Below are 22,364 nucleotides of genomic sequence, written 5' to 3'. Positions count from 1 at the left end.
CTAACGCGGGCACCCTATCGCGAAGTGCGGGGGTGGTCTAGTGGCGGGCAAGGGCCGCGCGCATCAGCGCAAGCGAGGCCTCGTATCCTTCGACCACCTCTTCCTCATAGCGGGCATCGCGGCCATTTGCGCGGCGTTCGGCCAGTGCCATCTCGGCCTGCGCGGCCTTCACGGCGAAACTGCCGATGACCGGGCGCGGGTCGGCGCCGTGTTCAAGCAGCAGGCGCAGCTTGCCGGCCTGATGCCCGGCGGCGATCAGCATATGCTCGGCGCGTGTATAGCCGGGGGCGGCGCGCTCGGCCGGGGCGGCATTCGGATCGGCGCCATGGCGTAGCAGGGCCGCGACTTCGGTCGTATTGCCCTCGAAGACCGCGCGGTAAAGCGGCGTCCAGCCCCAATGGGTGCGCCCTTCCATCCGCGCGCCGTGCTTTTTTAGCAGCGCGACGATGGCGCAAAGCTCATTCGGTGTTTCATCGCCCCAGGGGTAGCCACCGACGAAATGCAGCGGGTTATAGCCCTCGTCGCTGACAAAGCGCGCGTCGGCCCCATGGGCCAGAAGCGCACCGATCACCTTGGCCGAGCGGTGATTGGCGCTCATGGCCCAGATCAGGGGGGGCATTCCGAAGCCGTCAGTCAGGGCGTTCAGGTCGATGCCCGTGGCCAGCAGATCGGACAGCGCAGCAAGATCGCCACTTTCGATCGCATCGCGGAGTTCATGGTTCGGATCGGCGTTATTACAGGTCGGTCGCGCCGAGTTCGCGCGCAGCATCTGCACCAGTGCGGCCACGCGCTCCATATTGCCCGATTGCTCGGCCGCGCGGACCTGGGCCAGCCAATGCTCGGCCCGATCGGCGGCGGCGTTCCGGGCGACATCTTCAATTGCAACCGGCTGCACCGTGCGCGCACGGGGTGCGGCGGTGGTGGGGCGCAGGGGCGTATGCGGGTGCAAAGCACTATCTTTGCGAATCTTCGTCATGAAATCCTCGGCAAGAAAAACGGGCCGTGATGGCCCGTTCTTGCAGAGTTTCATGGCGCGAATGCGGCCTTAAGCGGGTATTGCCATGCCCTTTTCGCGGGCAAGGGTCCGCATCCGGTCTTGCAGCTTCTCGAAGGCGCGCACCTCGATTTGCCGAATCCGCTCACGCGAGACGTCATACTGGCTCGAGAGTTCTTCCAGCGTGACGGGCTCGTCGCGCAGGCGGCGCTGCATCAGGATATCGCGCTCGCGCTCGTTCAGAACGTCCATCGCGGCGATCAGCATGGCACGGCGGGCCTCCAGCTCGTCGGCCTCGGCATACGCCTCGGCCTGGTCGGCATCCTCGTCCTCAAGCCAGTCCTGCCACTGCGAGCCGCTGTCGCCATCGGTCGCGCCCACCTGCGCGTTCAGCGAGGCGTCCGAGCCCGACAGGCGGCGGTTCATCGAGATGACCTCGTCCTCGGTCACGTTCAGATCGCGCGCGATCTGGGCCACGTTCTCGGGGCGCAGGTCGCCGTCTTCATAGGCGCCGATCTTCGACTTGGCCTTGCGCAGGTTGAAAAACAGCTTCTTCTGCGCCGAGGTCGTTCCAAGCTTCACCAGCGACCACGAGCGCAGGATGTATTCCTGGATCGCGGCACGGATCCACCACATCGCATAGGTCGCCAGACGAAAGCCCTTTTCCGGGTCGAAACGCTTCACCGCCTGCATCAGGCCCACGTTCGCCTCCGAGATCACCTCGGCCTGCGGCAGGCCATAGCCGCGATAGCCCATGGCGATCTTGGCGGCGAGACGTAGGTGCGAGGTCACCAGCCGGTGCGCAGATTCCGAATCCTGATGATCGACCCAAGCCTTGGCCAGCATGTATTCTTCCTCGGGTTCGAGGAGCGGAAACTTGCGGATTTCCTGCAAATAGCGGTTCAGGCCCTGTTCGGGGCTGGGTGCAGGCAGGTTGGCATAAGTTGTCATTCAGACCTTCTCCCTTATCGACCCCCAGAAGTGGGAGCGCTGACGCGCCGTTCAAGTGCTGTCCGGCCGATTTCTCAGAGTTCTGAACGCAGAATGGTGCGCTTTCCGTCGCATCGCAACACTTGCTGACGCTTTCGTGAACGCTAACAGCTCAGGCCTTCTGCGCGCCGTTGCGCAAGCTTTCCAGCAGCGCCTCCATGTCGGCGGGCAGGGGGGAGGAGAAGCTTAGTTCCTCGCGCGTGACGGGGTGGATGAAGCCAAGCGTGGCCGCGTGCAGCGCCTGCCGGGGGAAGCTGGCGGCAGCCTGGGCGGCGGCCTCGCCGATCACCTTGGCGGGCAGCTTGCGCTTGCCGCCATAGACCGGATCGCCGATCAGCCCGTGACCCGCATGGGCCATGTGCACGCGGATCTGGTGCGTGCGCCCGGTCTCGAGCCAGCAATCCACAAGTGCTGCGGTGCCCGCGAAATCCTCGACCACGCGGGCGCGGGTGACGGCATGGCGGCCGCCGTCGAACAGCACGGCCTGACGCTGTCGGTCGGTCTTGTGGCGCGCAAGCTGTGAGGTGATTTTCAGGATATTCCCCGCCTCGAAGCTGACCCCGCGGGTGCCGCGCAGGCGCGGGTCGGCGGCGTCGGGCACACCATGCACTACGGCCAGGTAATGACGGTGGACCGAGTGCTTCTCGAACTGCGCGGCAAGGCCGTGATGCGCGCGGTCGGACTTCGCCACGACCAGCAGCCCCGAGGTGTCCTTGTCGATACGGTGAACGATGCCGGGCCGTGCCTCGCCGCCGATGCCCGACAGGTTGCCGCCGAAATGATGCAAGAGCGCGTTCACCAGCGTGCCGTCCTCGGACCCCGGTGCAGGGTGGACGACCATGCCCGCGGGCTTGTCGATGACGATCAGGTCGTCATCCTCCCACAGCACCACAAGCGGGATTTCCTGCGCGACGGTTTCAACAGGCTTGGGGGGGGCCAAGGTGATCTCGAAGATATCGCCCACGGCCACCTTGGCCTTCTGGTCGGTAATCGGCGCGCCGTTGCGCAACACCGCGCCCTCGGCGATCATCTTCGCCAGACGCGAGCGCGACAGAGCCGCTTCCTCTGGCACAATGGCGGCAAGCGCCTTATCAAGGCGGTCAGCGGGGGGATTGCCGTCTTCTCCGGCTTCGATCACCAGCTTCAGGATACGTTCTTCCATGTCCGACATGATGCCTTCCGATCAGACCCCGCTGCCCGAGGTCCGCTTTCTCAAAGTTCTGGTGACGGCGCTGACGGCCACGATGATCCTGGGGCTTATAATCATCGTCGCGCTGATTGTCATCCGCATGCCCGACAAGGCGGTGATGCCCGTCCTGCCCGAGACGATCACGCTGCCCGAGGGGGTTTCTCCCGCCGCCATCACCTTTGCCGGTGAGCGCATCGTGGTGCTAAGCGCCGATGACCGCGTGCTGGTCTATGGCACCGACGGGCGGCTGATCGGCCAAACCGTTCTGTCTGGCGGGCAATGAGCGGGATCCCGCGCCTTGGCGTTCTGGCCGTGGTGCTAAGGGGCGACTCGGTCCTGCTGGTGCGCCGCGCCAATCCGCCCGATGTGGGGCTTTGGGGCTTTCCGGGTGGCAAGGTCGATTGGGGCGAGACGGTCGAGGCCGCGGCCCTGCGCGAACTGGCCGAGGAAACCGGCGTCAGCGCCGATCAGGGGCAAATCATCGCCAGCGCCGATGCGATCTCGCACGATGACAGCGGTGCCGTGGCCTTCCACTATCACCTCGTCGCGGTGCAATGCCGCTACCGGGCGGGGGAGCCTCTTGCCGCCGATGACGCGCTTGAGGCGGCATGGGTCGAGGTAGGGCAGGTGCTCGCGCGGCAACTCCCGATGAGCCGCCGCGTCGATGAGGTTCTGCGTCGCGCGCTCGGGCGCGGGTAATTATTTCTCGGCGTTCTCGAGCTTGGCGATGCGGGCCTTGAGGGCCTCGTTCTCCTCGCGGGCCTTTTGGGCCATGGCTTTCACCGCGTCGAATTCCTCGCGGGTGACGAAATCGCGGTCGGCCAGCCAGCGGTCCATCCAGCTTTTCATCGCGGTCTCGGCCTCGGTCTTGGCGCCCTGCGCCACGCCCATGGCGTTGGTCATCAGCTTGGACATTTCATCAAAGAACTTGTTCGGCGCTTCCATCGGGTCTCTCCGGTCGTGTCACGGGGTTTTGCCCTATATGAGCCTGCGCGCGCCCAGAGACAAGGTTGACTTCGACGCGGGGCCGGGGTGTTGTGCGCCCCGACACGAGGAGCGCCATGGCCATTCCCTTCCCCGATATCGACCCGAACGCCTTTGTCATTCCGGGCGTGGATCTGCCGATCCGCTGGTATGCGCTCGCCTATATCGCGGGGCTGGTGCTGGGCTGGCGCATGGTCGTCGGACTGATGCGGCGCCCCAAGCTGTGGGGCGGGCAGGCGCCGATGCTACCCGAGCGGGTCGAGGATCTGCTGACCGCCGTCATCGTCGGCGTCATTCTGGGCGGGCGGCTTGGCTTCGTGCTGTTCTACCAGCCGGGTTATTACCTTTCCCATCCGCTTGAAATCCTGAAGGTCTGGCAGGGTGGCATGTCCTTCCACGGCGGGTTTCTGGGCGTTGTCGTGGCGATCTGGTGGTTCTGCCGCCGCAACATGCTGCCGGTTTTGAACATCGCGGATGCCGCCGCGCTGGTGGCGCCGATCGGGCTGTTCCTTGGCCGCATCGCGAATTTCATCAAGCCCGAGCTTTGGGGCCGCCCGACCGACATGCCCTGGGGCGTGATCTTCCCGGTGCCCGAGGCGCAGGCCTGTTACGGCTGGGCCGGGCAGGTCGATGGCCTCTGCGCGCGCCATCCCTCGCAGCTTTACGAGGCGGGGCTTGAGGGGCTTTTGCTCGGCGTCATCCTGTGGGTGATGTTGCAGGCGGGCGCACTGCGCCGCCCCGGCACGCTCTTTGGTGTGTTCCTGATCGGCTACGGCGCGGCCCGCGCCTTTGTCGAGCTGTTCCGCCAGCCCGACGCGCAATTTGCCAGCGTGGACAACCCCTTGGGCTATGCGCTGCAATTCGCGGGCGGTGGGTTGACGATGGGTCAAATCCTGTCGCTGCCGATGATCGTCGTGGGTCTGTGGCTGATCTGGCGCGCGCGGAGCGCGGCATGACCCCGCTCGCCGCGATCCTCGCCCGCAAGATCGCGACCGAGGGGCCGATGCGGCTCGATCACTACATGGCCGAATGCCTGCTACACCCCGAACACGGCTATTACGCGACGCGCGATCCCTTCGGGGCTGGCGGGGATTTCATCACCGCGCCCGAAATCTCGCAGATGTTTGGCGAGATGCTGGGCCTGTGCCTCGCGCAGGTCTGGGTCGATCAGGGCCGGCCTGCGCGCTTCATCCTGGCGGAGCCGGGGCCGGGGCGCGGCACCCTGATGGCCGATATGACCCGCGCGATGCGCGCCGTGCCCGGCATGATCGATGCTGCCGAGATCCATCTGATAGAGGCTTCGGCCACCCTGCGCGGCATTCAGCGCGACCGGCTGGCGGGGCTGAACGTGACCTGGCACGAAAGCGTCGAGGCGCTGCCCGAAGGCCCGCTTTATCTGGTCGCCAACGAGTTCATCGACGCCCTTCCGATCCGCCAGTTTGAGCGTCACGGCAATGCCTGGGCCGAGCGTCAGGTGGGCCTTGGCCCCGATGGCGCGCTGGTGCCCGGCCTCACCGCGCCGCTGCCGCTGGCTTTGCTGCGCGATCGCATGGCCGATACGGCCGAGGGCGATGTCGTCGAGGTCTGCCCCGGTGGCCCGTCTGTCGCCTCGGCTGTCGCGGGGCGCATCGCGGCGCAGGGCGGGGTTGCGATCTTCATCGACTACGGCAACTGGCGCAGCTTGGGCGATACCTTCCAGGCCCTGCGCGCGCACCAACCCGAAAGCCCCTTCGCCAACCCCGGCGAGGCCGACCTGACGGCCCATGTCGCGTTCGAGCCGCTTGCCCAAGCGGCGCGCGACGCGGGCGCCGCCGTCAGCGCGATGACCCCGCAGGGTGTGCTGCTGGAACGTCTGGGGATCACCGCCCGCGCGCAGGGCCTTGCCCGTAAGCTGAGCGGCACGGCGCTCGAAAGCCATATCGCCGCGCATCGCCGCTTGACCCACCCCGAGGAAATGGGTCACCTGTTCCAGACCCTTGCCATTTATCCCGCCAACGCCCCGCTGCCGCCGGGGTTCGATAGGGCCCGTGACTGATCATGCCGACCACTCTTGAAATCCTGACTTCGCCTGCTCTGAACGGTGTTTCGCATGGCTTTTTCACCCGCAAAGGGGGCGCCTCGTCCGGCGTGTTCCAGGGGCTGAATTGCGGCCATGGGTCCAGCGATCTGACGGACGCTGTCAACGTCAACCGCGATCGCGTAGCTGCGGCCATGGGCGTGACGCCCGAGGCGATGGTGGGTGTGCACCAGGTCCATTCCGCCGATGTGCTAAGCGTGACAGGCCCGCTTGACGCGGCGGTGCAGGCCGATGCGCTGGTGACGGCGACCCCGGGCGTGCTGCTGACTGTCCTGACCGCCGATTGCCAGCCGGTGCTGTTTGCCGACCGTCAGGCCGGGGTCGTGGGTGCGGCCCATGCGGGCTGGCGTGGCGCACTTGAGGGCGTGCTTGAGGCGACCGTCGAAGCGATGGAGGCCCTCGGGGCGGATCGCGCGAATATCACGGCGGTCATCGGTCCCTGCATCTCGCAGCGCGCCTATGAGGTCGGCCACGACTTCATGGAGAACTTCCTGACCGAAGACCCCGATTATGGTCGCTTCTTCTCCGGCGGACCTGCGGGCAAGCCTATGTTCGATCTGCCTGCCTTCGGGCTGCATCGCTTGCGCGAGGCGGGCGTGGGCGAGGCCGAATGGACGCGCCACTGCACCTATTCGGACAGCGAGCGGTTCTATTCCTATCGCCGCACAACCCATACGGGAGAGGCTGATTACGGCCGCCTGATCTCGACCATCCGGCTGTGATCCGCGATTCGGCTTGTCGGCCCTGAACTGTGGCGAGAATGCGGCGAAATTCTCGTTCGGGGAAACAGTAAGGGATGCGGCGCGCGGACTGGCCACGCGGACTGTCACAATAGCTTCATAAATTTGACGCCAATGCGCCGCCCCGCCATAATCGGGTTGTCTCTCTGCATCCGGTGGGGGCCGTAGCAGATGTGACCAGACCGAAAGGGCTGTTCGCATGTCATATCCTCACCCTCCTGCCATGGGTGTTGCAATCTCTGGCGGGGACCGGTCTGGCCCATCGCACGCGCATCTGCGCGGGCACGTTGGAACTGAGCGGCGGCCTCTGCGCGCGATTCCTCTGACGCGCCGATACGAGGCCGCCTGGCTCACACCTTCGGGTGAGATTGACACATCAAGCCGTATCGCGCCCGCCATTCCGCTGTTCGAGCACGCCTGTTCTGCGCTTGCGCGTGGTGCTGTGGTGCAGACCACCTCTGGCCCCTGCGCGATCGAGGACCTGATGCCGGGTGCCGAAGTTCTGACGGCGGGCGGCGAGGCGCGGCTGGTCCGGTGGATCGGCTCAATGACCCATTTTTCTGCGATGGGGGCCGATTGCGGTGAGGGGCGGACCTGCATGACCCGCCTGACCGCCGAGGCTCTGGGCGAGGGGCGCCCGATGGCCGATCTGGTGTTGGGGCCGGGCGCGCGCATCCGCCTGGACAGCGCGCGGGTTCGCCGCATCTCGGGCGCCGAGGCGGCCTTTGTGCCGGCTTGCGCGCTGGTGGACGGCATCGGCATCATCGAGGTGGCCCCCGTTGCGCCGATCACCACCTATCACATCGTGCTCGACCACCACGCGGCCTTCAGGGTCGGGGGCGTCGATGTCGAAAGCTATCATCCTGGGATCGGCCTTGACGAACTGGTCGATCCGCGAATGCTTGAACTGTTCCTTGCGCTTTTCCCGAATATGCACCGTCTCGAGGATTTCGGCGAACTGGCCCTGCCGCGACTTGGCCTTAAGGCGATGGCGGCACTCTGGGATTGAAAACGGGGCCTCGCGGCCCCGTTTCGCTATCAGTCTTCCATCGCTTCCAGCTCGTCGATGAAGCCTGCGATCATCGACAGGCCCTTGTCCCAGAAGGCCGGGTCCGACGCATCGAGCCCGAAGGGCGCCAGCAATTCCTTGTGGTGCTTCGAGCCGCCCGCCTTGAGCATCTCGAAATACTTCTGCTGGAATTCCGGTAGCCCGTCGGCATAGGCCGCGTAAAGCGCGTTCACCAGCCCGTCGCCGAAGGCATAGGCGTAGACGTAGAAGGGCGAATGGACGAAATGCGGGATATAGGACCAGAAAGTCTCATATCCCTCCATGAACTCGAACGCCGGGCCAAGGCTTTCGGCCTGCACCGACATCCAGAGCGCGTTGATGTCGTCGGGCGTCAGCTCGCCCTGCGCGCGGGCGGCGTGCAACTTGCATTCGAAATCGTAGAAGGCGATCTGGCGCACGACCGTGTTGATCATGTCCTCGACCTTGCCCGCCAGAAGCGTCTTGCGCTCGGCCTTGGTCTTGGCGCCGTCGAGCAGTTTACGGAAGGTCAGCATCTCGCCGAAGACCGAGGCGGTCTCGGCCAGCGTCAGCGGGGTGGAGGCCAGCATCTCGCCCTGACCGGCGGCGAGAACCTGGTGCACACCGTGGCCAAGCTCATGCGCCAGGGTCATCACGTCGCGCGGCTTGCCCAGGTAGTTCAGCATCACATAGGGGTGCACGGTGGTCACGGTCGGGTGCGCGAAGGCGCCCGGCGCCTTGCCCGGTTTGACGCCGGCATCAATCCAGCCCTTGTCGAAGAAGGGCTGCGCAATCTCGGCCATCTGCGGGGCGAAGGCGGCATAGGCCTCAAGCACGGTCGCGCGCGCCTCGTCCCACATGATCTTGCGAGGGGCCTCGGTCGGCAGGGGCGCGTTGCGGTCCCAGACTTGCAGCTTGTCGAGGCCAAGCCAGCGCGCCTTCAGGGCGTAATAGCGGTGTGACAGGCGCGGGTAGGCGGCGACAACGGCGTTGCGCAGCGCCTCGACCACCTCGGGTTCGACATCGTTCGACAGGTGACGCCCGGTCTGCGGGGTGGGCATCTTGCGCCAGCGGTCCTCGATTTCCTTTTCCTTGGCCAGCGTGTTGTGCACACGCGCGAAGATCTTGATGTTCTCGCCAAATACGCGGGTCAGTTCGCGCGCGGCGGCCTCGCGCTTGGCGCGGTCATGATCCGACAGCAGCGTCGTCGTGGCCTCAAGGTTCAGCGTCTCGCCCAGCACCTCGAATTCGAGCGCGGCCGTGGTTTCATCGAAGAGGCGGTTCCAGGCGGCGGCACCAACGACCGACTGGTCGTGCAGGAACTTCTCCATCTCGTCCGAAAGCTGGTGCGGCTTCATCGCGCGCATCCGGTCGAAGACGCGTTTGTAGCGGTTGACCAGCGGATCGGCGAAGACCTCCTCATAGCGGGCGTCCTCGATGCGGTTGAATTCCAGCGAGAAGAACACCAGCGGCGTGGTGAAAGTGGTGATCTTGTCCTGCGCGTCGGCCATCAGTTTGACCCGCCCGGCATCGGTCGTGTTCTGATAATAACGCAGCCCGGCATAGGACATCAGCCGCCCAGCGGTGGTTTCGATGACCTCGTAGCGCGCAATGCATTGCGCCATGGCGGCGGCGTCGAGTGTGGCCAGCTTGCCCTCATAATCGGCGGCAAAGGCAGCGCAGTCTTTCTCAAGCTGCGCCATGTCGCGCGCGAATTCGGGGGCGTCCGGGGCGGGGTAGAGGTCGCTCAGATCCCAGTCGGGCAGATCGCCAAACCCCCCGGTGCTGGCGTTCGCATCGAAGACGGGTTGGGGCAGGGGAAATGTCATGGCGGCCTCTTGCTTGGTATAGCCCAAGACATAGGGGCTTGGCCCCGGTGGGGGCAAGGGGCGCGGAAGGCCGAAGTTTTGCGCCAGTAAGGGTTGATCGCTTATAATTTGGGCGTAATCCCAAAATTCAGGCGAATGGCGCGCTGTTTTCCCTGTCGTATGCGGCATCCGCTTTCACTCGCCAATTCCGCTGCCTAAGATTCGATCAAGGCCGGAGGAATCACGCCCCATGACGAACTATTTCAACGAAATGTATGACGCCGGAAAAGTCCGCGAGCCTTACGCCCGGCTCGAGGGCTGGACCAAGGATATGCCGGCCGAGTTGCGGCAGATGAAGCAGGCCGAGGCCGAGGCCTTGTTCCGCCGTATCGGGATTACCTTTGCAGTCTATGGCGAGGGCGGAGACCCGGATCGCCTGATCCCCTTCGACATGTTCCCGCGCGTTTTCACGCAGCTGGAATGGCGCCGGCTTGAGCGCGGCATCAAACAACGCGCAAGGGCGCTCAACGCCTTCCTGCTCGACGTCTACGGTCGCGGCGAGATCGTGCGGGCGGGCAAGATCCCGGCCAAGCTGGTCTATCAGAACGAGGCCTTCGAGCGCGCCGTGACGGGCTTTACGCCCCCGCGCGGGATCTACAGCCACATCGTCGGCATCGACCTGGTGCGCACGGGGCCCGACGATTTCTACGTGCTTGAAGACAACTGCCGCACGCCCTCGGGCGTCAGCTACATGCTGGAAAACCGCGAGATCATGATGCGCATGTTCCCGCAGATCTTCCGCGAGAACCGGATCGAGCCGGTTGACGGTTATGCCGATGCGCTGCGCCGCACGCTGGCCTCGGTCGCGCCCGCGAAATGCGATCGTGAACCCACCATCGCCATCCTGACACCGGGGCATTTCAACTCGGCCTATTACGAGCACAGCTTCCTGGCCGACCTGATGGGGGTCGAGCTGGTCGAGGGCGCGGATCTGTTCGTCGAGGGCGGCTTTGTGTGGATGCGCACGACCGAAGGGCCGAAGAAGCTCGACGTGATCTATCGCCGGATCGATGACGCTTTCCTTGACCCGCTCTGCTTCCGGCCGGATTCTATGCTGGGCGTGCCGGGGCTTATGGATGTCTATCGTTCGGGCGGGGTGTCGATCTGCTCGGCGCCGGGTGCCGGCGTGGCCGATGACAAGGCCGTCTATACCTTCGTCCCCGAGATGGTGCGCTTCTACCTCGGCGAAGAGCCGATCTTGCAAAACGTTCCCACCTGGCAATGCGCCAAGGCGGATGAATGCAAATATGTGCTTGAGAACCTTGGCGATCTGGTCGTCAAGGAGGTCCATGGCTCGGGCGGTTACGGGATGCTCGTTGGTCCGAAATCGACCAAGGAGCAGATCGAGACCTTCCGCGCCAAGATCACCGAAGACCCCGACAATTACATCGCCCAGCCGACGCTGGCGCTGTCGACCACGCCGACCTTCGTCGAGGAGGGGATCGCGCCGCGCCACGTCGATCTGCGGCCCTATTGCCTGGTGGGCGAGAAGATCGAGCTGGTGCCCGGCGGGCTGACGCGCGTGGCGCTGACCGAAGGCTCGCTGGTGGTGAACTCGTCGCAGGGTGGCGGGGTCAAGGATACATGGGTGCTGGCCGAATGAGACAGCGACCCGAAGCGAGCCATCAATACCGTTCCGCGACAATCGGAACGTCCTATTTCAGCGGAGAGGCGGAATGCTAAGCCGGACTGCGGAAAACCTGTTCTGGATCGCGCGCTATATCGAGCGGGCCGAAACCATGGCGCGACTGCTTGAGGTCGGCGCGCGTATCGCGCTGATGCCTTCGGCGGGGCACGGCTACCGCTCGGAATGGGAAAGCCTGTTGCAGGCCTCGGGCACGTCCGAGGGCTTTGCCGCGAAATATGGCGACCCGGTGCAGCGCAATATCGAAAGCTACCTGTTCTTCGATCGCGACAACCCGTCCTCGGTGATCTCCTGCATTGCCCGCGCGCGCGAAAACGCCCGGATCGTGCGCACGGCGATGACCAGCCAGGTTTGGGACGCGCTGAACATGGCCTATCAGGAAATCCGGCAATTGGAGCGCAAACCGCGCTCGGAACTGGAGCTGACCGAGCTGACCGAGTGGGTGAACCGTCAGGCGGCGCTGGTGCGCGGCACGATGGATGCCACGCTGCTGCGCAATGACGGCTACAGCTTCCTCAATCTTGGCTTCGCGCTGGAGCGCGCCGACAACACTGCGCGCCTGATCGACGTGAAATATTACGTCCTGCTGCCCTCGGTGGATTTCGTGGGTTCTGGGCTGGACAATTACCAGTGGCAGACGCTCTTGCGCGCTTTCTCGGCCACGCGGGCCTTCCACTGGGCGTATGGCGGCGAGGTCACGGCCGCCAAGATCGCCCATTTCCTGATCCTGAACCGGCAGTCTCCGCGCTCGCTGATCTCGGCGACCAATGCCGCGATGGAGCATCTTGATGAGCTTAGCCACAATTACCACAAGAGCGGCCCGGCGCAGATGCGCGCCCGCGCGATGCTGGGCGAACTGGCCGAAACGCGCACCGAGGATATCTTCGAAGAGGGCCTGCACGAGTTCCTCACGCGGTTCATCCGCGAGGTCGGAGAGCTGACCGAGATGGTGCACAACGCCTATCTGAGCGGAGAAGCCAGATGATCCTGACGGTCAATCACGTTACCACCTATCAATACGACGCGCCGATGCGCTCGGCCGTGCAGTCGCTGCGCCTTTTCCCGTCGCGCTTCGATGGCCAACGGATCATCCGCTGGGATGTCTCGGTCGAGGGCGGCATCCGGGGCGGCTCGTTCAAGGACGGCGCGGGCGACAAGATCGAGGCCTGGTCGGTGCGTGGCCCGGTTGCCGAGGTCACGATCACCGCGACCGGGCAGGTCGAGACGACTGACCTTGCCGGCGTGCTGCGCGGCCACCGCGAGCATGTTCCCCCGCTGTCCTACCTGTGCGAGACCCCGGCGACCTGGGTCGATGATGCGCTGGAAACCCTTGCCAATGAGGCGATCCTTGGCGCCGAGGACGATCTGGAGCGCGCGCACCGTCTGGCCCGCGCGGTGTCCTCCGCGATTGCTTACAAGCCCGGTGTCACCCATGCCCATACGACCGCTGCCGAGGCGCTGGCCCTGGGTGAGGGCGTCTGCCAGGATCACGCCCATGCGCTGATCGCCGCGGCGCGGACCGTGGGCCTTCCGGCCCGTTACGTGTCCGGCTATCTCTTTGCCCGCGACGATGGCGAGCCGCATGAGGCCGCCCACGCCTGGGCCGAGGTGCATGTGCCGACTATCGGGTGGATCGGCTTTGACCCCGCAAACGAGTGCTGCCCGGATGAGCGGTATATCCGCCTTGGCTCCGGCGCGGACGCGAGGGATGCGGCGCCGATCAAGGGCATTGCGCTTGGGCTTGGCGAAGAGAGCCTTGATGTCGCAGTTGCCTTGGAGGCAACCCAACAATAATCTCGGTCGTCGGCGCGAATCCCCGGGGGGAAAGAATGACTTATTGCGTTGGCCTGCTGCTGGATGCGGGCATGGTGCTGCTGAGCGATACACGCACGAATGCGGGGCTCGACAATATCGCGACCTACCGCAAGATGTTCACCTTCGAGGATGCGGGCGAACGGGTCATCACCGTGCTGACGGCAGGGTCGCTTTCGGTCACGCAGACCACCATCGCGCGCCTGCGCGAGGCGATTGAGGATGACGACGCGACCGGCGAGACCTCGATCATGCTGGCGCCGACCATGCTGAAAGTGGCCGAGATCATCGGCAACACGCTAGCCTCGGTGCGCGAGGATATCGATCACAAGATGAACGCCACGAAAGTCAGCGTCTCGGCGTCAATGATCGTGGCCGGGCAGCGCGCGGGCGGGGCGATGCGGATGTTCCTTGTCTACCCCGAGGGCAATTTCATCGAGGCGACCGAGGACACGCCCTTCCTGCAAATCGGCGAGCATAAATACGGCAAGCCGATTCTTGATCGGGTGGTGAAGCCTTCGACCAGCATCGAAGACGCGCAGAAGGCGGTGCTGCTGTCGATGGATTCGACGCTGCGCTCGAACCTCTCGGTCGGGATGCCCCTGGATCTGGCGGTGATCGAGCGCGACGCCTGCCGGGTTTCCTCGCGCCGTCGGATCGAAGCGAAAGACCCCGATTTTGCCCGCATGTCCGAGGCCTGGTCGAACGCGCTGCGCGAAGGCTTCAGCCAGATCGAGCTTTAATCTGCGCCCTAGGCCGCGTCGAACAGCGCCAGGCAACTGGCAAAGAAACGCGCGCCGGTTTCGGGCTTGTCCATCATGATCTCGTGCTGCACGCCGGGGAACATCTCAAGCCTTGCGGCGGGCCAGTCGTTCAGTCGCTGCCGGATGGCAGTGCTGTCCACGACGCGCTCATCCGTGCCAAGGGCGCAGTAGCAGGGCAGATCGGGCGCGGGCAGTTTCAGCAGCGCCTGACACTCCAGCAGCGCCTCGGCCACCCAGTGCAGCGAGGGGCCGCCAAGCGCAAGCGCGGGCACCTCGGCCACCTGATCGATCAGCTTGGCCCACATCTTCGCGTCGGTCGTCAGGAAGTTGTTGAGGAACCCGTCGGTCAGCACATAGGTGACCTCGCTGGTTTCCGGCGCGTAGCGCCGCGCACGCGGGTTGTCGAGCAGCACCCGTGCCAGCGGCAGGGCGATCTGGCGCATCGGCGCGTTCAGCGCGATCCCCAGCATCGGGGCCGACAGGGCGACGGCGGCAAAAGGATGCGGTCGGCTGAGGGCACGCAGTGCGATCGTGCCGCCCATGGAGTGCCCAACCGCCAGCCAGGGGCGGGGCAGATCCAGCGCCTCGGCGGCATGAAGCACCGCGGCGAGGTCGATCTGATACTCGGCGAAACGCTCGACATGGCCCATCATCTTGTCGGCAAGGGGGCGATCCGCCAGCCCTTGCCCGCGCCAGTCGATGGCCAGCACATCATAGCCCCGCGCGGTGAACTCGGCCGCGGCAAACCCGTATTTCTCGATATATTCGGTGCGGCCGGGGAAGATGAACACCGTCCCGCGCGCCTCTCCCGCCGCGGGCCAAAGCCCCAGACGGATACGCCGCTCGTCGGCCGTATGCAGCCAGAGGGCGCGCCCCCCTTCAGGACCGCCGGAAATCGCGGCGTGAAAGGGGGCCTCTTCCATCAGCTCAGCGCCGAACCAAGCTGCATCGCCAAGCCCATCGAGCCGTCGATCTTCAGCTTGCCGGTCATGAACGCCATGGTCGGGTTGACGTCGCCGTTCAGGATGCCCTTGAAGGTTTCGGCATTGGCGGTCAGCGTCACGTCCGCCTCGTCATCGCCCGCGCGCACCCCGTCGGCGTCGATCACGATCGCGCCCTCGTCGGTGATGACGAATTTCGCGGTCGAGGGAAAACCGTTCGGCATTTTCTCTTGCAGCGCGGCAACGGCCTTCTCGATGATTTCGCTCATGAACTCCTCCGAAATGTGAACGCCGGGCCTATCGCTTTCTCCGGCGGTTGCGTTACATTTTATTTATGCGCGGGCCAACAGCCATAAACAAATATGCCGTTGCGGCATTTCTCACGCTGTTTTGCAGCGCCGTTACGGCACATTCCGAGACGGCGGGGCTGGAGCGATATTTCGACGAACTGGCCGATCCAGATTATCCCGGCTGGGCGCGCGCGCAATCGGATATCGAACGGGCATGGTCGCGTTCGGGATCCCCTGCCATGGATCTTCTGCTCAAGCGCGGGACCGAAGCGCTGGACACGGGCGACCTTGACGCCGCGATCGAGCACCTGACCGCGCTGACCGATCACGCGCCAGACTTCCCCGAGGGCTGGAATGCTCGCGCCACGGCCTTCTTTGTCGCGGGCCGTTATGGGCCTGCTCTGTCGGATATCGCGCAGACCCTGCGGCTTGAGCCGCGTCATTGGGGTGCCCTGAATGGTCTGGGCATGATTCTCGACGATATGGAGCAGCCTGAGCGCGCGCTGGCGGCTTATCGCGCCTCTTTCGCCTTGAACCCGCACCAGCAGGATGTGAAAGACGCAATCGACAGGCTGGAGAAGGCGCTCGCGGGCGTCGCGCTGTAAGACTGGGCGGGGAAAATGTCTGCGCGTATCACGGCCGTGCTGGGGCCGACCAACACCGGCAAGACGCATTACGCGATTGAACGTATGCTGGCGCATCGCACCGGTGTGATCGGTCTGCCGTTGCGGCTTTTGGCACGCGAGGTCTATGACCGGATCGTCAAGGCGCGCGGCCCCTCGGTCGTGGCGCTGGTGACCGGCGAGGAGCGCATCGTTCCCGAGCGCACGCAGTATTGGGTCTGCACCACCGAGGCCATGCCCGATGTCGGCGCCGATTTCCTGGCCATCGACGAGATCCAGCTTTGTGCCGACCCCGAGCGCGGCCACGTCTTCACCGACCGTCTGCTGCATGCGCGCGGCCTGCACGAGACGCTGTTTCTGGGCTCGGAGACTATGCGCGGCGCCATCGCGGCGCTGGTGCCCAAGGCGCAGTTCACCCGGCGCGAGCGGTTTTCGGAGCTCAAGTGGGCAGGCTCGAAAAAGATAAGCCGGATGCCGCCTCGCAGCGCCATCGTCGGCTTTTCGGTTGAAAATGTCTATGCCATCGCCGAGCTGATCCGTCGCCAGAAGGGTGGCGCGGCGGTCGTCATGGGGGCGCTGAGCCCGCGCACCCGCAATGCGCAGGTCGCCATGTACCAAAATGGCGACGTCGATTACCTCGTCGCCACCGATGCCATCGGCATGGGCCTCAACCTCGATATCGAGCATGTCGCCTTTTCGGCCACGGCGAAATTCGACGGGCGCCGGATGCGGCATCTGTTCCCGCACGAGCTTGGCCAGATCGCCGGGCGGGCAGGGCGGCACACGATGGACGGCACCTTCGGCGTGACCGGCGAGGCCTCGCCGCTGCCGCCCGAAGTGATCGACGCGGTCGAGAACCACCGCTTTGCCCCGATCCAGCGCCTGCAATGGCGCAACCCGCGCCTTGAATTCGGCACACTGCCCCGGTTGATCCAGTCGCTTGAAGAAAGCCCCGGCGATGAATGGCTGACCCGTGGGCGCGAGGCGGACGATCTGCGCGCGCTTAAGGCGCTGAGTGAGTATCCAGAAGTCATCGACCGCGTGCAGCACCCAAATGATGTGCGTCTGCTTTGGGATGTCTGCCGGATTCCCGATTTCCGCTCGATATCGCAGACGGAACATGCGACCTTGCTGGCGCGCATTTTCGGCTTCCTGCAAGGCGGAAAAGGGATCCCCTCGGACTGGCTGCGCGGCCAGATCCAGCGGATCGACCGGGTGCAGGGGGACATTGACGCGCTGTCGAAGCGGCTCGCGTTTATCCGCACCTGGACCTACGTTGCGCAGCGCAAGGGATGGGTCGATGACGAAACCCATTGGCGCGAGGAGACTCGCGCTGTAGAAGACCGCCTGTCAGATGCGCTGCATGGCGCGCTGACCCAACGATTTGTGGACCGGCGCACCTCTGTGTTGCTGCGCCGGCTCAAGCAGAAGGAGACCCTCGTGGCCGAGGTGAACGACAAGGGCGAAGTGATGGTCGAAGGCGAATTCGCCGGCCGTCTGGACGGATTCCGGTTCCGGCAGGATGCGACCTCCTCGCCCGATGAGGCGAAGATGCTGGCACGTGCCGCCTACGAGGCGCTGCGTCCCGAGTTCAGCCTGCGGGCGGACCGTTTCTACAACGCGCCCGATACCGAGATGGACTTCACCGAGCAGGGTGGCCTGATGTGGGGCGAGATCGCGGTCGGCAAGCTCGTGAAGGGCTCCGAACCGGCGAAACCCTCGGTCGAGGCATTCGTCGATGAAGAGGCGGGCGCCGATGTCGCCGAGAAGGTCAAGCGCCGCCTCCAGCACTTTATCGACCGCAAGGTCGCGACCCTGTTCGAGCCGCTTCTGGCGATGAGCCGTGACGAGGCCCTGACCGGTCTGGCGCGCGGCTTTGCCTTCCGCCTCGTCGAGGGCATGGGCATCCTGCCGCGCGAAGGCGTGGCCAACGAGGTCAAGGAGCTTGATCAGGACGCCCGCGGCGCACTGCGCAAGCACGGTGTGCGCTTTGGCCAGTACACGATCTTCATGCAGGCGCTGCTGAAGCCAGCGCCGACCCGTCTGCGCCTGGTGCTTTCGGCGCTCTGGGAAGGCCTGTCGGAATTCCCCGAAAGCCCTCCTCCGGGTCTGGTGACCATCCCGCATATCCCCGAAGTGGGCATGCAGGCCTACACGCTCTCGGGCTACCGTCCGGCGGGGTCGCGCGCGATCCGCATCGACATGCTCGAGCGGCTGGCCGACCTGCTGCGCGGTCAGGACAGCCGGGGTGGCTTCGAGGCCAATCCCGACATGCTCTCGATCACCGGCATGACGCTGGATCAATTCGCCGACCTCATGGAAGGCCTTGGCTACAAGGCCGAGAAGGGCGAGCGCGAGAAAGCACGCCCGGCGGTCGAGCCGAAGGCCCCCGAGGGCGGAGCCGAGAACCCCATCCCCGAGGATGCCTCGCCGATCGCGGATGCCGAGGCCGAAGCGGCCTCTGTCGCGCCCGAGATGGAGGTGTTCTACACCTTCACTTGGGCGCCGCGTCCGCGCCACAACCCGCGCCCCGAGCGTGCCCCGCGTCGCGAAGGTGGCGAGGGTAATCGCCGCGAAGGCGGTGAGGGCAAGCGCCGTGAGGGCGGCAAGCCCGAGTTCCGCGGCGATCGCAAGGGTGGTGGCAAGCCCAAAGGCAAGGGCAAGCCTCATGAGGGCAAGGGCGCGCGCCACTTCGAGGCGCATCCGCCCAAGAAGGAAAAGCCCATCGATCCCGACAGCCCTTTCGCGATTCTCGCGGCTCTGAAGGGCAAGAAGTAAGCGATGGTGCACGGATCTGACCGGATCCGTATCGACAAGTGGCTCTGGCACGCGCGGTTCGTCAAGACGCGCGGGCTGGCCGCCGATCTGGTGCAGGCCGGGCGCGTGCGCGTGAACGGCCAGCGCATCGACAAGCCGGGGCGGGCGGTTGGCCCCGGCGATGTCCTGACGGTCAGCGTTGCAGGGGCCGTGCGTGTCGTCCGGATCGAGGGCTGCGGTCTGCGTCGCGGCCCGGCGACCGAGGCCGCGACCCTCTATACCGCGCTCGATGAGCCCATTGTTCCGCGCGCGACGCCTGAAACCGAACACCCGTTCTGAGCCTGGGGCCAGATCGCCGCAGCCCGGCTTTTCTGTGACACTCTCCCTTGATTGATCCGCAGCGCCCCGCTAGGTATCGCCAGAACCTAATCGATCCGGGGTTGGCTCCATGACCTATGTCGTCACCGATAACTGCATCGCCTGCAAATACACCGACTGCGTCGAAGTCTGTCCCGTCGACTGCTTCTACGAGGGCGAGAACACGCTGGTGATCCACCCCGATGAATGCATCGACTGCGGCGTATGCGAGCCCGAGTGCCCCGCCGACGCGATCCGCCCGGACACCGAGCCGGGGATGGAAGACTGGGTTGAGTTCAACCGCAAATACGCCGAGCTTTGGCCCGTGATCACGCAGAAGAAAGACCCGATGCCCGATCACGAGAAGTATGACGGCGAGGCTGGCAAGCTCGAGAAATACTTCAGCCCGAATCCCGGCAAGGGCGACTGATTCTCGGCCTCGCCGGAGCGCCCCCTGATTCGGGGCATGCATAATGCATGACGCTAGGGAAGGTGTAAGGCTTTTTGCTATTCAAGGGCTTGAGTTTTTGCATTCGCATAACCGTGATACTTTGCCACGCTTTGAATCGCTCCAATTTTGTGCTACATTCTTGTGACATTGGAGTTTGATCCCGCCCTCGCAGACCTGCTCGCCTGCCGGGGGTTTATCTTTGACTGCGAGAGACATCGCGGAGCTTTAAGCGCCGTGGGTGTCTTGTGCGCTGTCGGATAGGGTGAACGCCCCGGCTGCAAGGAAGCGACTGAATGACCAAGACCAAGAAAACCGAGTTTCGCCCGGACGATTTCGTTGTTTATCCCGCACATGGCGTCGGCAAGATCATGTCGATCGAAGAGCAGGAGATCGCTGGTATCCGCCTCGAACTGTTCGTCATCTCGTTCGAGAAAGACAAGATGACGCTGCGCGTTCCCACCAACAAGGCCGTCGATATCGGCATGCGCGGGCTCAGCTCGCCCGAGGTGGTGACCCGTGCGCTGGAAACGCTGAAAGGCAAAGCCAAGGTCAAGCGGGCGATGTGGTCGCGCCGCGCCCAGGAATATGAGCAAAAGATCAACTCGGGCGATCTGCTGTCGATCGCCGAGGTCGTGCGCGATCTGCACCGCGCCGACGATCAGCGTGAGCAGAGCTATTCCGAGCGTCAGCTGTACGAAGCCGCGCTGGAGCGCCTGACCCGTGAGGTTGCCGCCGTGTCGGGCACCGACGAGGCTGGCGCCGCGAAGACCGTCGATGACGTTCTGGTTGGCCGCGCCGCCTGATCGCATTGAGATTTACGCAAAACGGGCCCTTCGGGGCCCGTTTTCGTTTCAGCCGTCCTTGGTGACGCCCGCATCGGCGGGCCGATCTTCGGCATCGGCCTTGCTGGTGCGGCGCGAGAACCGCTCCATCATCTCGGCTTCCAGTTCGGCGTTCAGCTCGCGCGTGCGCTTGATGTAGTCCGGGTTCTGCTCGACCGGGACGCCGGGTTTCCAGACCTGCGCCAGATCGCGCACCGCAGCACGGTCGAGTTTGAAGAAGGTCTTTTCAAGCTCGGCGGCTTCGAACTCGCTCAGCCCCACATTCTCAAGCACATAGCGCGCGCAGCGCAGCGAGGAGTCGAACATCTCGCGCACGATGTCGTCGGCGCCGGCCTTGTATAGCTCAAACACGTGGATGCGGTCGCGCGCGCGGGCGATGATGTGCAGATCCGGCCTCAGGCGCCGCGCATAGGCGACAAGGCGCGTGGTCGAGGCCTTGTCGTCGAGGCACACGACCAGCACGCGCGCCTTGGCCAGCCCCGCGGCGGCCAGCAGGTCAGGCCGCGTCGGGTCACCGAAATAGCTTTTGAAGCCGAAGGTGCGCATCAGCTGGACGGTTTTGAGATCGGCATCCAGAACGGTGGTCTGAAAGCCCGACATGGTGACCATGCGGTTGACCACCTGGCCGAAGCGGCCGACCCCGGCGATGATGATCGGCTGCTGCTCGTCAATCTCATCGGCCGAGGGGCCATCCTCATCGCGTCGGAACCGGGCGAGTTGTTCATGCGCGATGAACAGCAGGGGGGTGATCAGCATCGAGAGCGCGATGATCAGGAGCGTCTTCTCCGCGATCGCCGCGGGCAGGATGCGTTGGCTGACCGCGAAGGAGACCAGCACGAAGCCGAATTCACCCGCCTGCGCCAGCCCAAGCGTGAACAGCGTCTTGTCCCCGCCCTTCAGCCGGAAGGCCCGTGCGAGCACATAAAGGATCGCGGCCTTCAGGCCCACCAGCGCGAAAACCAAAAGAACGGTCGTGAAGGGCGCCGCCGTGAAGACCGTGAAGTTGATCCCGGCGCCCACGGTGATGAAGAACAGCCCCATCAGCAGGCCCTTGAAGGGCTCGATATCGCTTTCCAGCTCGTGCTTGAACTCGCTGTCGGCCAGAACGACGCCCGCGAGGAAGGTGCCAAGCGCGGGCGACAGCCCCACGAGGTTCATCAGAGAGGCAATGCCGACCACGATCATCAGTGCCATCGCGGTGTTGATCTCACGCAGCTTGGCGGCGTGGACGAAACGGAAGAGGGGGCGCACCAGAAGGTGACCGGCCAGGATGACAAAGGCCACCGCCCCAAGCGTGATCAGCGTCACCCCCCAACCCGGCAGCCCGTCTATGAAATGCGCCACCGCATGGTCCGAGACTTCGGCCTTCGATAGCGCCCGCGCCCCGGGCAGCGCCAAGAGCGGCATCAGCGCCAGCATCGGGATGACGGCGATATCCTGCGTCAGCAGCACCGCGAAGGCCGAACGCCCGCCCGCCGTCTGAATCAGCCGCTTTTCATTCAGCGTTTGCAACACGATGGCGGTTGAGGAGAGCGCAAAGATCATCCCAAGCGCCAGCGAGATCCGCAGCGGTTGCCCCAAAAGCATCGCCAGCGTCGTGACCGCCGCGACCGTCACGATCACCTGAAGCCCGCCAAGGCCCAGCAACTTGTCGCGCATGGCCCAAAGTGCGCGCGGTTCAAGCTCGAGTCCGATCAGGAACAGCATCATGACCACGCCGAATTCGGCGAAATGCTGAAGATCGGTCATCTCCGAGCCGGACAGCCCCAGAACCGGGCCGATCAGGATGCCCGCGATCAGATAGCCCAGAACCGACCCAAGCCCCGCGCGCGAGGCAAGCGGGACAGCGATGACCATCGCGAAAAGGTAGAGTGTGGCTTGAAGCAGGAAGCCTTCCATCGGGTGTACTATCTGGTTTGGTCACGCGACGCGCGGCGCGAATGGGGGAGGAAAAATGGTGGACCGGCTCTAAGCCTAGAGAATGCTGGATCGGGTGCAAGGCGAAACGGGCCA

The 22,364-nt window shown here is 64.7% G+C and carries 23 protein-coding genes; 15 read left to right on the top strand and 8 right to left on the bottom strand.

From position 1 onward, the window contains the following. Positions 1-37 precede the first annotated feature (37 nt). The 3 genes from LZA78_RS04390 to LZA78_RS04380 form a co-directional block, all read right to left on the bottom strand. Entirely contained in the window at positions 38-976 is a 939-nt protein-coding gene (locus tag LZA78_RS04390) for an ankyrin repeat domain-containing protein (protein ID WP_233675722.1), read from the bottom strand. A 69-nt stretch (positions 977-1,045) separates the two neighbouring features. Next, positions 1,046-1,945, bottom strand: coding sequence for an RNA polymerase sigma factor RpoH (rpoH, locus tag LZA78_RS04385; RefSeq protein ID WP_233675721.1), 900 nt, complete (start codon positions 1,943-1,945; stop codon positions 1,046-1,048). Positions 1,946-2,096: 151 nt separating this feature from the next. After that, entirely contained in the window at positions 2,097-3,146 is a 1,050-nt protein-coding gene (locus tag LZA78_RS04380; protein ID WP_438811056.1) for an RluA family pseudouridine synthase, read from the bottom strand. On the opposite strand from LZA78_RS04380, the gene LZA78_RS04375 reads away from it, so the two are divergent. Both LZA78_RS04375 and LZA78_RS04370 read left to right on the top strand, forming a co-directional pair. Further along, a complete protein-coding gene (locus tag LZA78_RS04375; RefSeq protein ID WP_233675719.1) occupies positions 3,145-3,456 on the top strand; it encodes a DUF6476 family protein in 312 nt (103 codons plus the stop codon). The genes LZA78_RS04380 and LZA78_RS04375 overlap by 2 nt on opposite strands. Continuing rightward, entirely contained in the window at positions 3,453-3,872 is a 420-nt protein-coding gene (locus LZA78_RS04370) for an NUDIX hydrolase (protein WP_233675718.1), read from the top strand. Before LZA78_RS04375 ends, LZA78_RS04370 begins: the two co-directional genes overlap by 4 nt. On the opposite strand, the gene LZA78_RS04365 is transcribed toward LZA78_RS04370, so the two are convergent. Continuing rightward, complete coding sequence (locus tag LZA78_RS04365; RefSeq protein ID WP_233675717.1) at positions 3,873-4,118, bottom strand: accessory factor UbiK family protein; 246 nt, start codon at positions 4,116-4,118, stop codon at positions 3,873-3,875. 116 nt (positions 4,119-4,234) lie between these two features. Here LZA78_RS04365 and lgt point away from each other — a divergent pair, with 116 nt between their 5' ends. The 4 genes from lgt to LZA78_RS04345 all read left to right on the top strand — a co-directional run bounded on the left by lgt (position 4,235) and on the right by LZA78_RS04345 (position 7,983). Further along, the gene (lgt, locus tag LZA78_RS04360; protein WP_233675716.1) at positions 4,235-5,113 is read left to right on the top strand and encodes a prolipoprotein diacylglyceryl transferase; all 879 of its coding nucleotides are present in this window, start codon (positions 4,235-4,237) and stop codon (positions 5,111-5,113) included. Next, positions 5,110-6,192 (top strand): class I SAM-dependent methyltransferase, encoded by a 1,083-nt coding sequence (locus tag LZA78_RS04355; RefSeq protein WP_233675715.1) that lies wholly within the window; start codon positions 5,110-5,112, stop codon positions 6,190-6,192. The genes lgt and LZA78_RS04355 overlap by 4 nt, the downstream gene beginning before the upstream one ends. A 2-nt stretch (positions 6,193-6,194) precedes the next feature. Next, entirely contained in the window at positions 6,195-6,956 is a 762-nt protein-coding gene (gene pgeF / locus LZA78_RS04350) for a peptidoglycan editing factor PgeF (protein ID WP_233675714.1), read from the top strand. A gap of 217 nt (positions 6,957-7,173) precedes the next feature. After that, positions 7,174-7,983, top strand: coding sequence for a Hint domain-containing protein (locus LZA78_RS04345; protein ID WP_306798959.1), 810 nt, complete (start codon positions 7,174-7,176; stop codon positions 7,981-7,983). A gap of 29 nt (positions 7,984-8,012) precedes the next feature. Here the strand turns inward: LZA78_RS04345 and LZA78_RS04340 are convergent, their stop codons facing one another. After that, positions 8,013-9,830, bottom strand: a complete 1,818-nt coding sequence (locus tag LZA78_RS04340) for a M3 family oligoendopeptidase (protein ID WP_233675712.1) — start codon at positions 9,828-9,830, stop codon at positions 8,013-8,015. A gap of 229 nt (positions 9,831-10,059) precedes the next feature. Here LZA78_RS04340 and LZA78_RS04335 point away from each other — a divergent pair, with 229 nt between their 5' ends. From LZA78_RS04335 to LZA78_RS04320, 4 genes are all read left to right on the top strand, one after another. Continuing rightward, on the top strand, positions 10,060-11,472 hold the full coding sequence (locus LZA78_RS04335) for a circularly permuted type 2 ATP-grasp protein (RefSeq protein ID WP_233675711.1): 1,413 nt from the start codon (positions 10,060-10,062) through the stop codon (positions 11,470-11,472). A 73-nt stretch (positions 11,473-11,545) separates the two neighbouring features. Beyond that, complete coding sequence (locus LZA78_RS04330) at positions 11,546-12,499, top strand: alpha-E domain-containing protein (protein WP_233675710.1); 954 nt, start codon at positions 11,546-11,548, stop codon at positions 12,497-12,499. Then, positions 12,496-13,308 (top strand): transglutaminase family protein, encoded by an 813-nt coding sequence (locus tag LZA78_RS04325; protein WP_233675709.1) that lies wholly within the window; start codon positions 12,496-12,498, stop codon positions 13,306-13,308. Before LZA78_RS04330 ends, LZA78_RS04325 begins: the two co-directional genes overlap by 4 nt. 35 nt (positions 13,309-13,343) lie before the next feature. After that, positions 13,344-14,069 (top strand): proteasome-type protease, encoded by a 726-nt coding sequence (locus LZA78_RS04320; RefSeq protein WP_233675708.1) that lies wholly within the window; start codon positions 13,344-13,346, stop codon positions 14,067-14,069. 8 nt (positions 14,070-14,077) lie between these two features. Here the strand turns inward: LZA78_RS04320 and LZA78_RS04315 are convergent, their stop codons facing one another. Together LZA78_RS04315 and LZA78_RS04310 are read right to left on the bottom strand one after the other, a co-directional pair. Beyond that, on the bottom strand, positions 14,078-15,013 hold the full coding sequence (locus tag LZA78_RS04315) for an alpha/beta fold hydrolase (RefSeq protein ID WP_233675707.1): 936 nt from the start codon (positions 15,011-15,013) through the stop codon (positions 14,078-14,080). Next, on the bottom strand, positions 15,013-15,300 hold the full coding sequence (locus LZA78_RS04310; RefSeq protein ID WP_233675706.1) for an SCP2 sterol-binding domain-containing protein: 288 nt from the start codon (positions 15,298-15,300) through the stop codon (positions 15,013-15,015). Before LZA78_RS04310 ends, LZA78_RS04315 begins: the two co-directional genes overlap by 1 nt. 65 nt (positions 15,301-15,365) lie before the next feature. Between LZA78_RS04310 and LZA78_RS04305 the strand changes: the two genes are divergently transcribed. The 5 genes from LZA78_RS04305 to LZA78_RS04285 all read left to right on the top strand — a co-directional run bounded on the left by LZA78_RS04305 (position 15,366) and on the right by LZA78_RS04285 (position 20,312). Further along, on the top strand, positions 15,366-15,926 hold the full coding sequence (locus LZA78_RS04305) for a tetratricopeptide repeat protein (RefSeq protein WP_233675705.1): 561 nt from the start codon (positions 15,366-15,368) through the stop codon (positions 15,924-15,926). Between the two features lie 15 nt (positions 15,927-15,941). Next, complete coding sequence (locus LZA78_RS04300) at positions 15,942-18,722, top strand: helicase-related protein (RefSeq protein WP_233675704.1); 2,781 nt, start codon at positions 15,942-15,944, stop codon at positions 18,720-18,722. 3 nt (positions 18,723-18,725) lie between these two features. Continuing rightward, the gene (locus LZA78_RS04295; RefSeq protein ID WP_233675703.1) at positions 18,726-19,040 is read left to right on the top strand and encodes an RNA-binding S4 domain-containing protein; all 315 of its coding nucleotides are present in this window, start codon (positions 18,726-18,728) and stop codon (positions 19,038-19,040) included. Positions 19,041-19,149: 109 nt separating this feature from the next. Beyond that, a complete protein-coding gene (gene fdxA / locus LZA78_RS04290; RefSeq protein ID WP_233675702.1) occupies positions 19,150-19,488 on the top strand; it encodes a ferredoxin FdxA in 339 nt (112 codons plus the stop codon). 314 nt (positions 19,489-19,802) lie between these two features. Then, on the top strand, positions 19,803-20,312 hold the full coding sequence (locus LZA78_RS04285; RefSeq protein WP_233675701.1) for a CarD family transcriptional regulator: 510 nt from the start codon (positions 19,803-19,805) through the stop codon (positions 20,310-20,312). A 48-nt stretch (positions 20,313-20,360) separates the two neighbouring features. On the opposite strand, the gene LZA78_RS04280 is transcribed toward LZA78_RS04285, so the two are convergent. After that, entirely contained in the window at positions 20,361-22,250 is a 1,890-nt protein-coding gene (locus tag LZA78_RS04280) for a monovalent cation:proton antiporter-2 (CPA2) family protein (RefSeq protein ID WP_233675700.1), read from the bottom strand. Positions 22,251-22,364: the final 114 nt, after the last annotated feature.

Origin of the sequence: Rhodobacter flavimaris (assembly GCF_021378075.1) — a bacterium.
Lineage (GTDB): Bacteria > Pseudomonadota > Alphaproteobacteria > Rhodobacterales > Rhodobacteraceae > Rhodobacter > Rhodobacter flavimaris.
This window is presented reverse-complemented; position numbering and strand designations above follow the sequence as displayed.

Excerpts from the sequence above, each read along its gene's own strand:
- LZA78_RS04390 (WP_233675722.1), bottom strand. The coding sequence starts at position 976 with ATGACGAAGATTCGCAAAGATAGTGCTTTGCACCCGCATACGCCCCTG.
- rpoH (WP_233675721.1), bottom strand. The coding sequence starts at position 1,945 with ATGACAACTTATGCCAACCTGCCTGCACCCAGCCCCGAACAGGGCCTG.
- LZA78_RS04375 (WP_233675719.1), top strand. The coding sequence starts at position 3,145 with ATGTCCGACATGATGCCTTCCGATCAGACCCCGCTGCCCGAGGTCCGC.
- LZA78_RS04380 (WP_438811056.1), bottom strand. The coding sequence starts at position 3,146 with ATGGAAGAACGTATCCTGAAGCTGGTGATCGAAGCCGGAGAAGACGGC.
- LZA78_RS04370 (WP_233675718.1), top strand. The coding sequence starts at position 3,453 with ATGAGCGGGATCCCGCGCCTTGGCGTTCTGGCCGTGGTGCTAAGGGGC.
- LZA78_RS04365 (WP_233675717.1), bottom strand. The coding sequence starts at position 4,118 with ATGGAAGCGCCGAACAAGTTCTTTGATGAAATGTCCAAGCTGATGACC.
- lgt (WP_233675716.1), top strand. The coding sequence starts at position 4,235 with ATGGCCATTCCCTTCCCCGATATCGACCCGAACGCCTTTGTCATTCCG.
- LZA78_RS04355 (WP_233675715.1), top strand. The coding sequence starts at position 5,110 with ATGACCCCGCTCGCCGCGATCCTCGCCCGCAAGATCGCGACCGAGGGG.
- pgeF (WP_233675714.1), top strand. The coding sequence starts at position 6,195 with ATGCCGACCACTCTTGAAATCCTGACTTCGCCTGCTCTGAACGGTGTT.
- LZA78_RS04345 (WP_306798959.1), top strand. The coding sequence starts at position 7,174 with ATGTCATATCCTCACCCTCCTGCCATGGGTGTTGCAATCTCTGGCGGG.
- LZA78_RS04340 (WP_233675712.1), bottom strand. The coding sequence starts at position 9,830 with ATGACATTTCCCCTGCCCCAACCCGTCTTCGATGCGAACGCCAGCACC.
- LZA78_RS04335 (WP_233675711.1), top strand. The coding sequence starts at position 10,060 with ATGACGAACTATTTCAACGAAATGTATGACGCCGGAAAAGTCCGCGAG.
- LZA78_RS04330 (WP_233675710.1), top strand. The coding sequence starts at position 11,546 with ATGCTAAGCCGGACTGCGGAAAACCTGTTCTGGATCGCGCGCTATATC.
- LZA78_RS04325 (WP_233675709.1), top strand. The coding sequence starts at position 12,496 with ATGATCCTGACGGTCAATCACGTTACCACCTATCAATACGACGCGCCG.
- LZA78_RS04320 (WP_233675708.1), top strand. The coding sequence starts at position 13,344 with ATGACTTATTGCGTTGGCCTGCTGCTGGATGCGGGCATGGTGCTGCTG.
- LZA78_RS04315 (WP_233675707.1), bottom strand. The coding sequence starts at position 15,013 with ATGGAAGAGGCCCCCTTTCACGCCGCGATTTCCGGCGGTCCTGAAGGG.
- LZA78_RS04310 (WP_233675706.1), bottom strand. The coding sequence starts at position 15,300 with ATGAGCGAAATCATCGAGAAGGCCGTTGCCGCGCTGCAAGAGAAAATG.
- LZA78_RS04305 (WP_233675705.1), top strand. The coding sequence starts at position 15,366 with ATGCGCGGGCCAACAGCCATAAACAAATATGCCGTTGCGGCATTTCTC.
- LZA78_RS04300 (WP_233675704.1), top strand. The coding sequence starts at position 15,942 with ATGTCTGCGCGTATCACGGCCGTGCTGGGGCCGACCAACACCGGCAAG.
- LZA78_RS04295 (WP_233675703.1), top strand. The coding sequence starts at position 18,726 with ATGGTGCACGGATCTGACCGGATCCGTATCGACAAGTGGCTCTGGCAC.
- fdxA (WP_233675702.1), top strand. The coding sequence starts at position 19,150 with ATGACCTATGTCGTCACCGATAACTGCATCGCCTGCAAATACACCGAC.
- LZA78_RS04285 (WP_233675701.1), top strand. The coding sequence starts at position 19,803 with ATGACCAAGACCAAGAAAACCGAGTTTCGCCCGGACGATTTCGTTGTT.
- LZA78_RS04280 (WP_233675700.1), bottom strand. The coding sequence starts at position 22,250 with ATGGAAGGCTTCCTGCTTCAAGCCACACTCTACCTTTTCGCGATGGTC.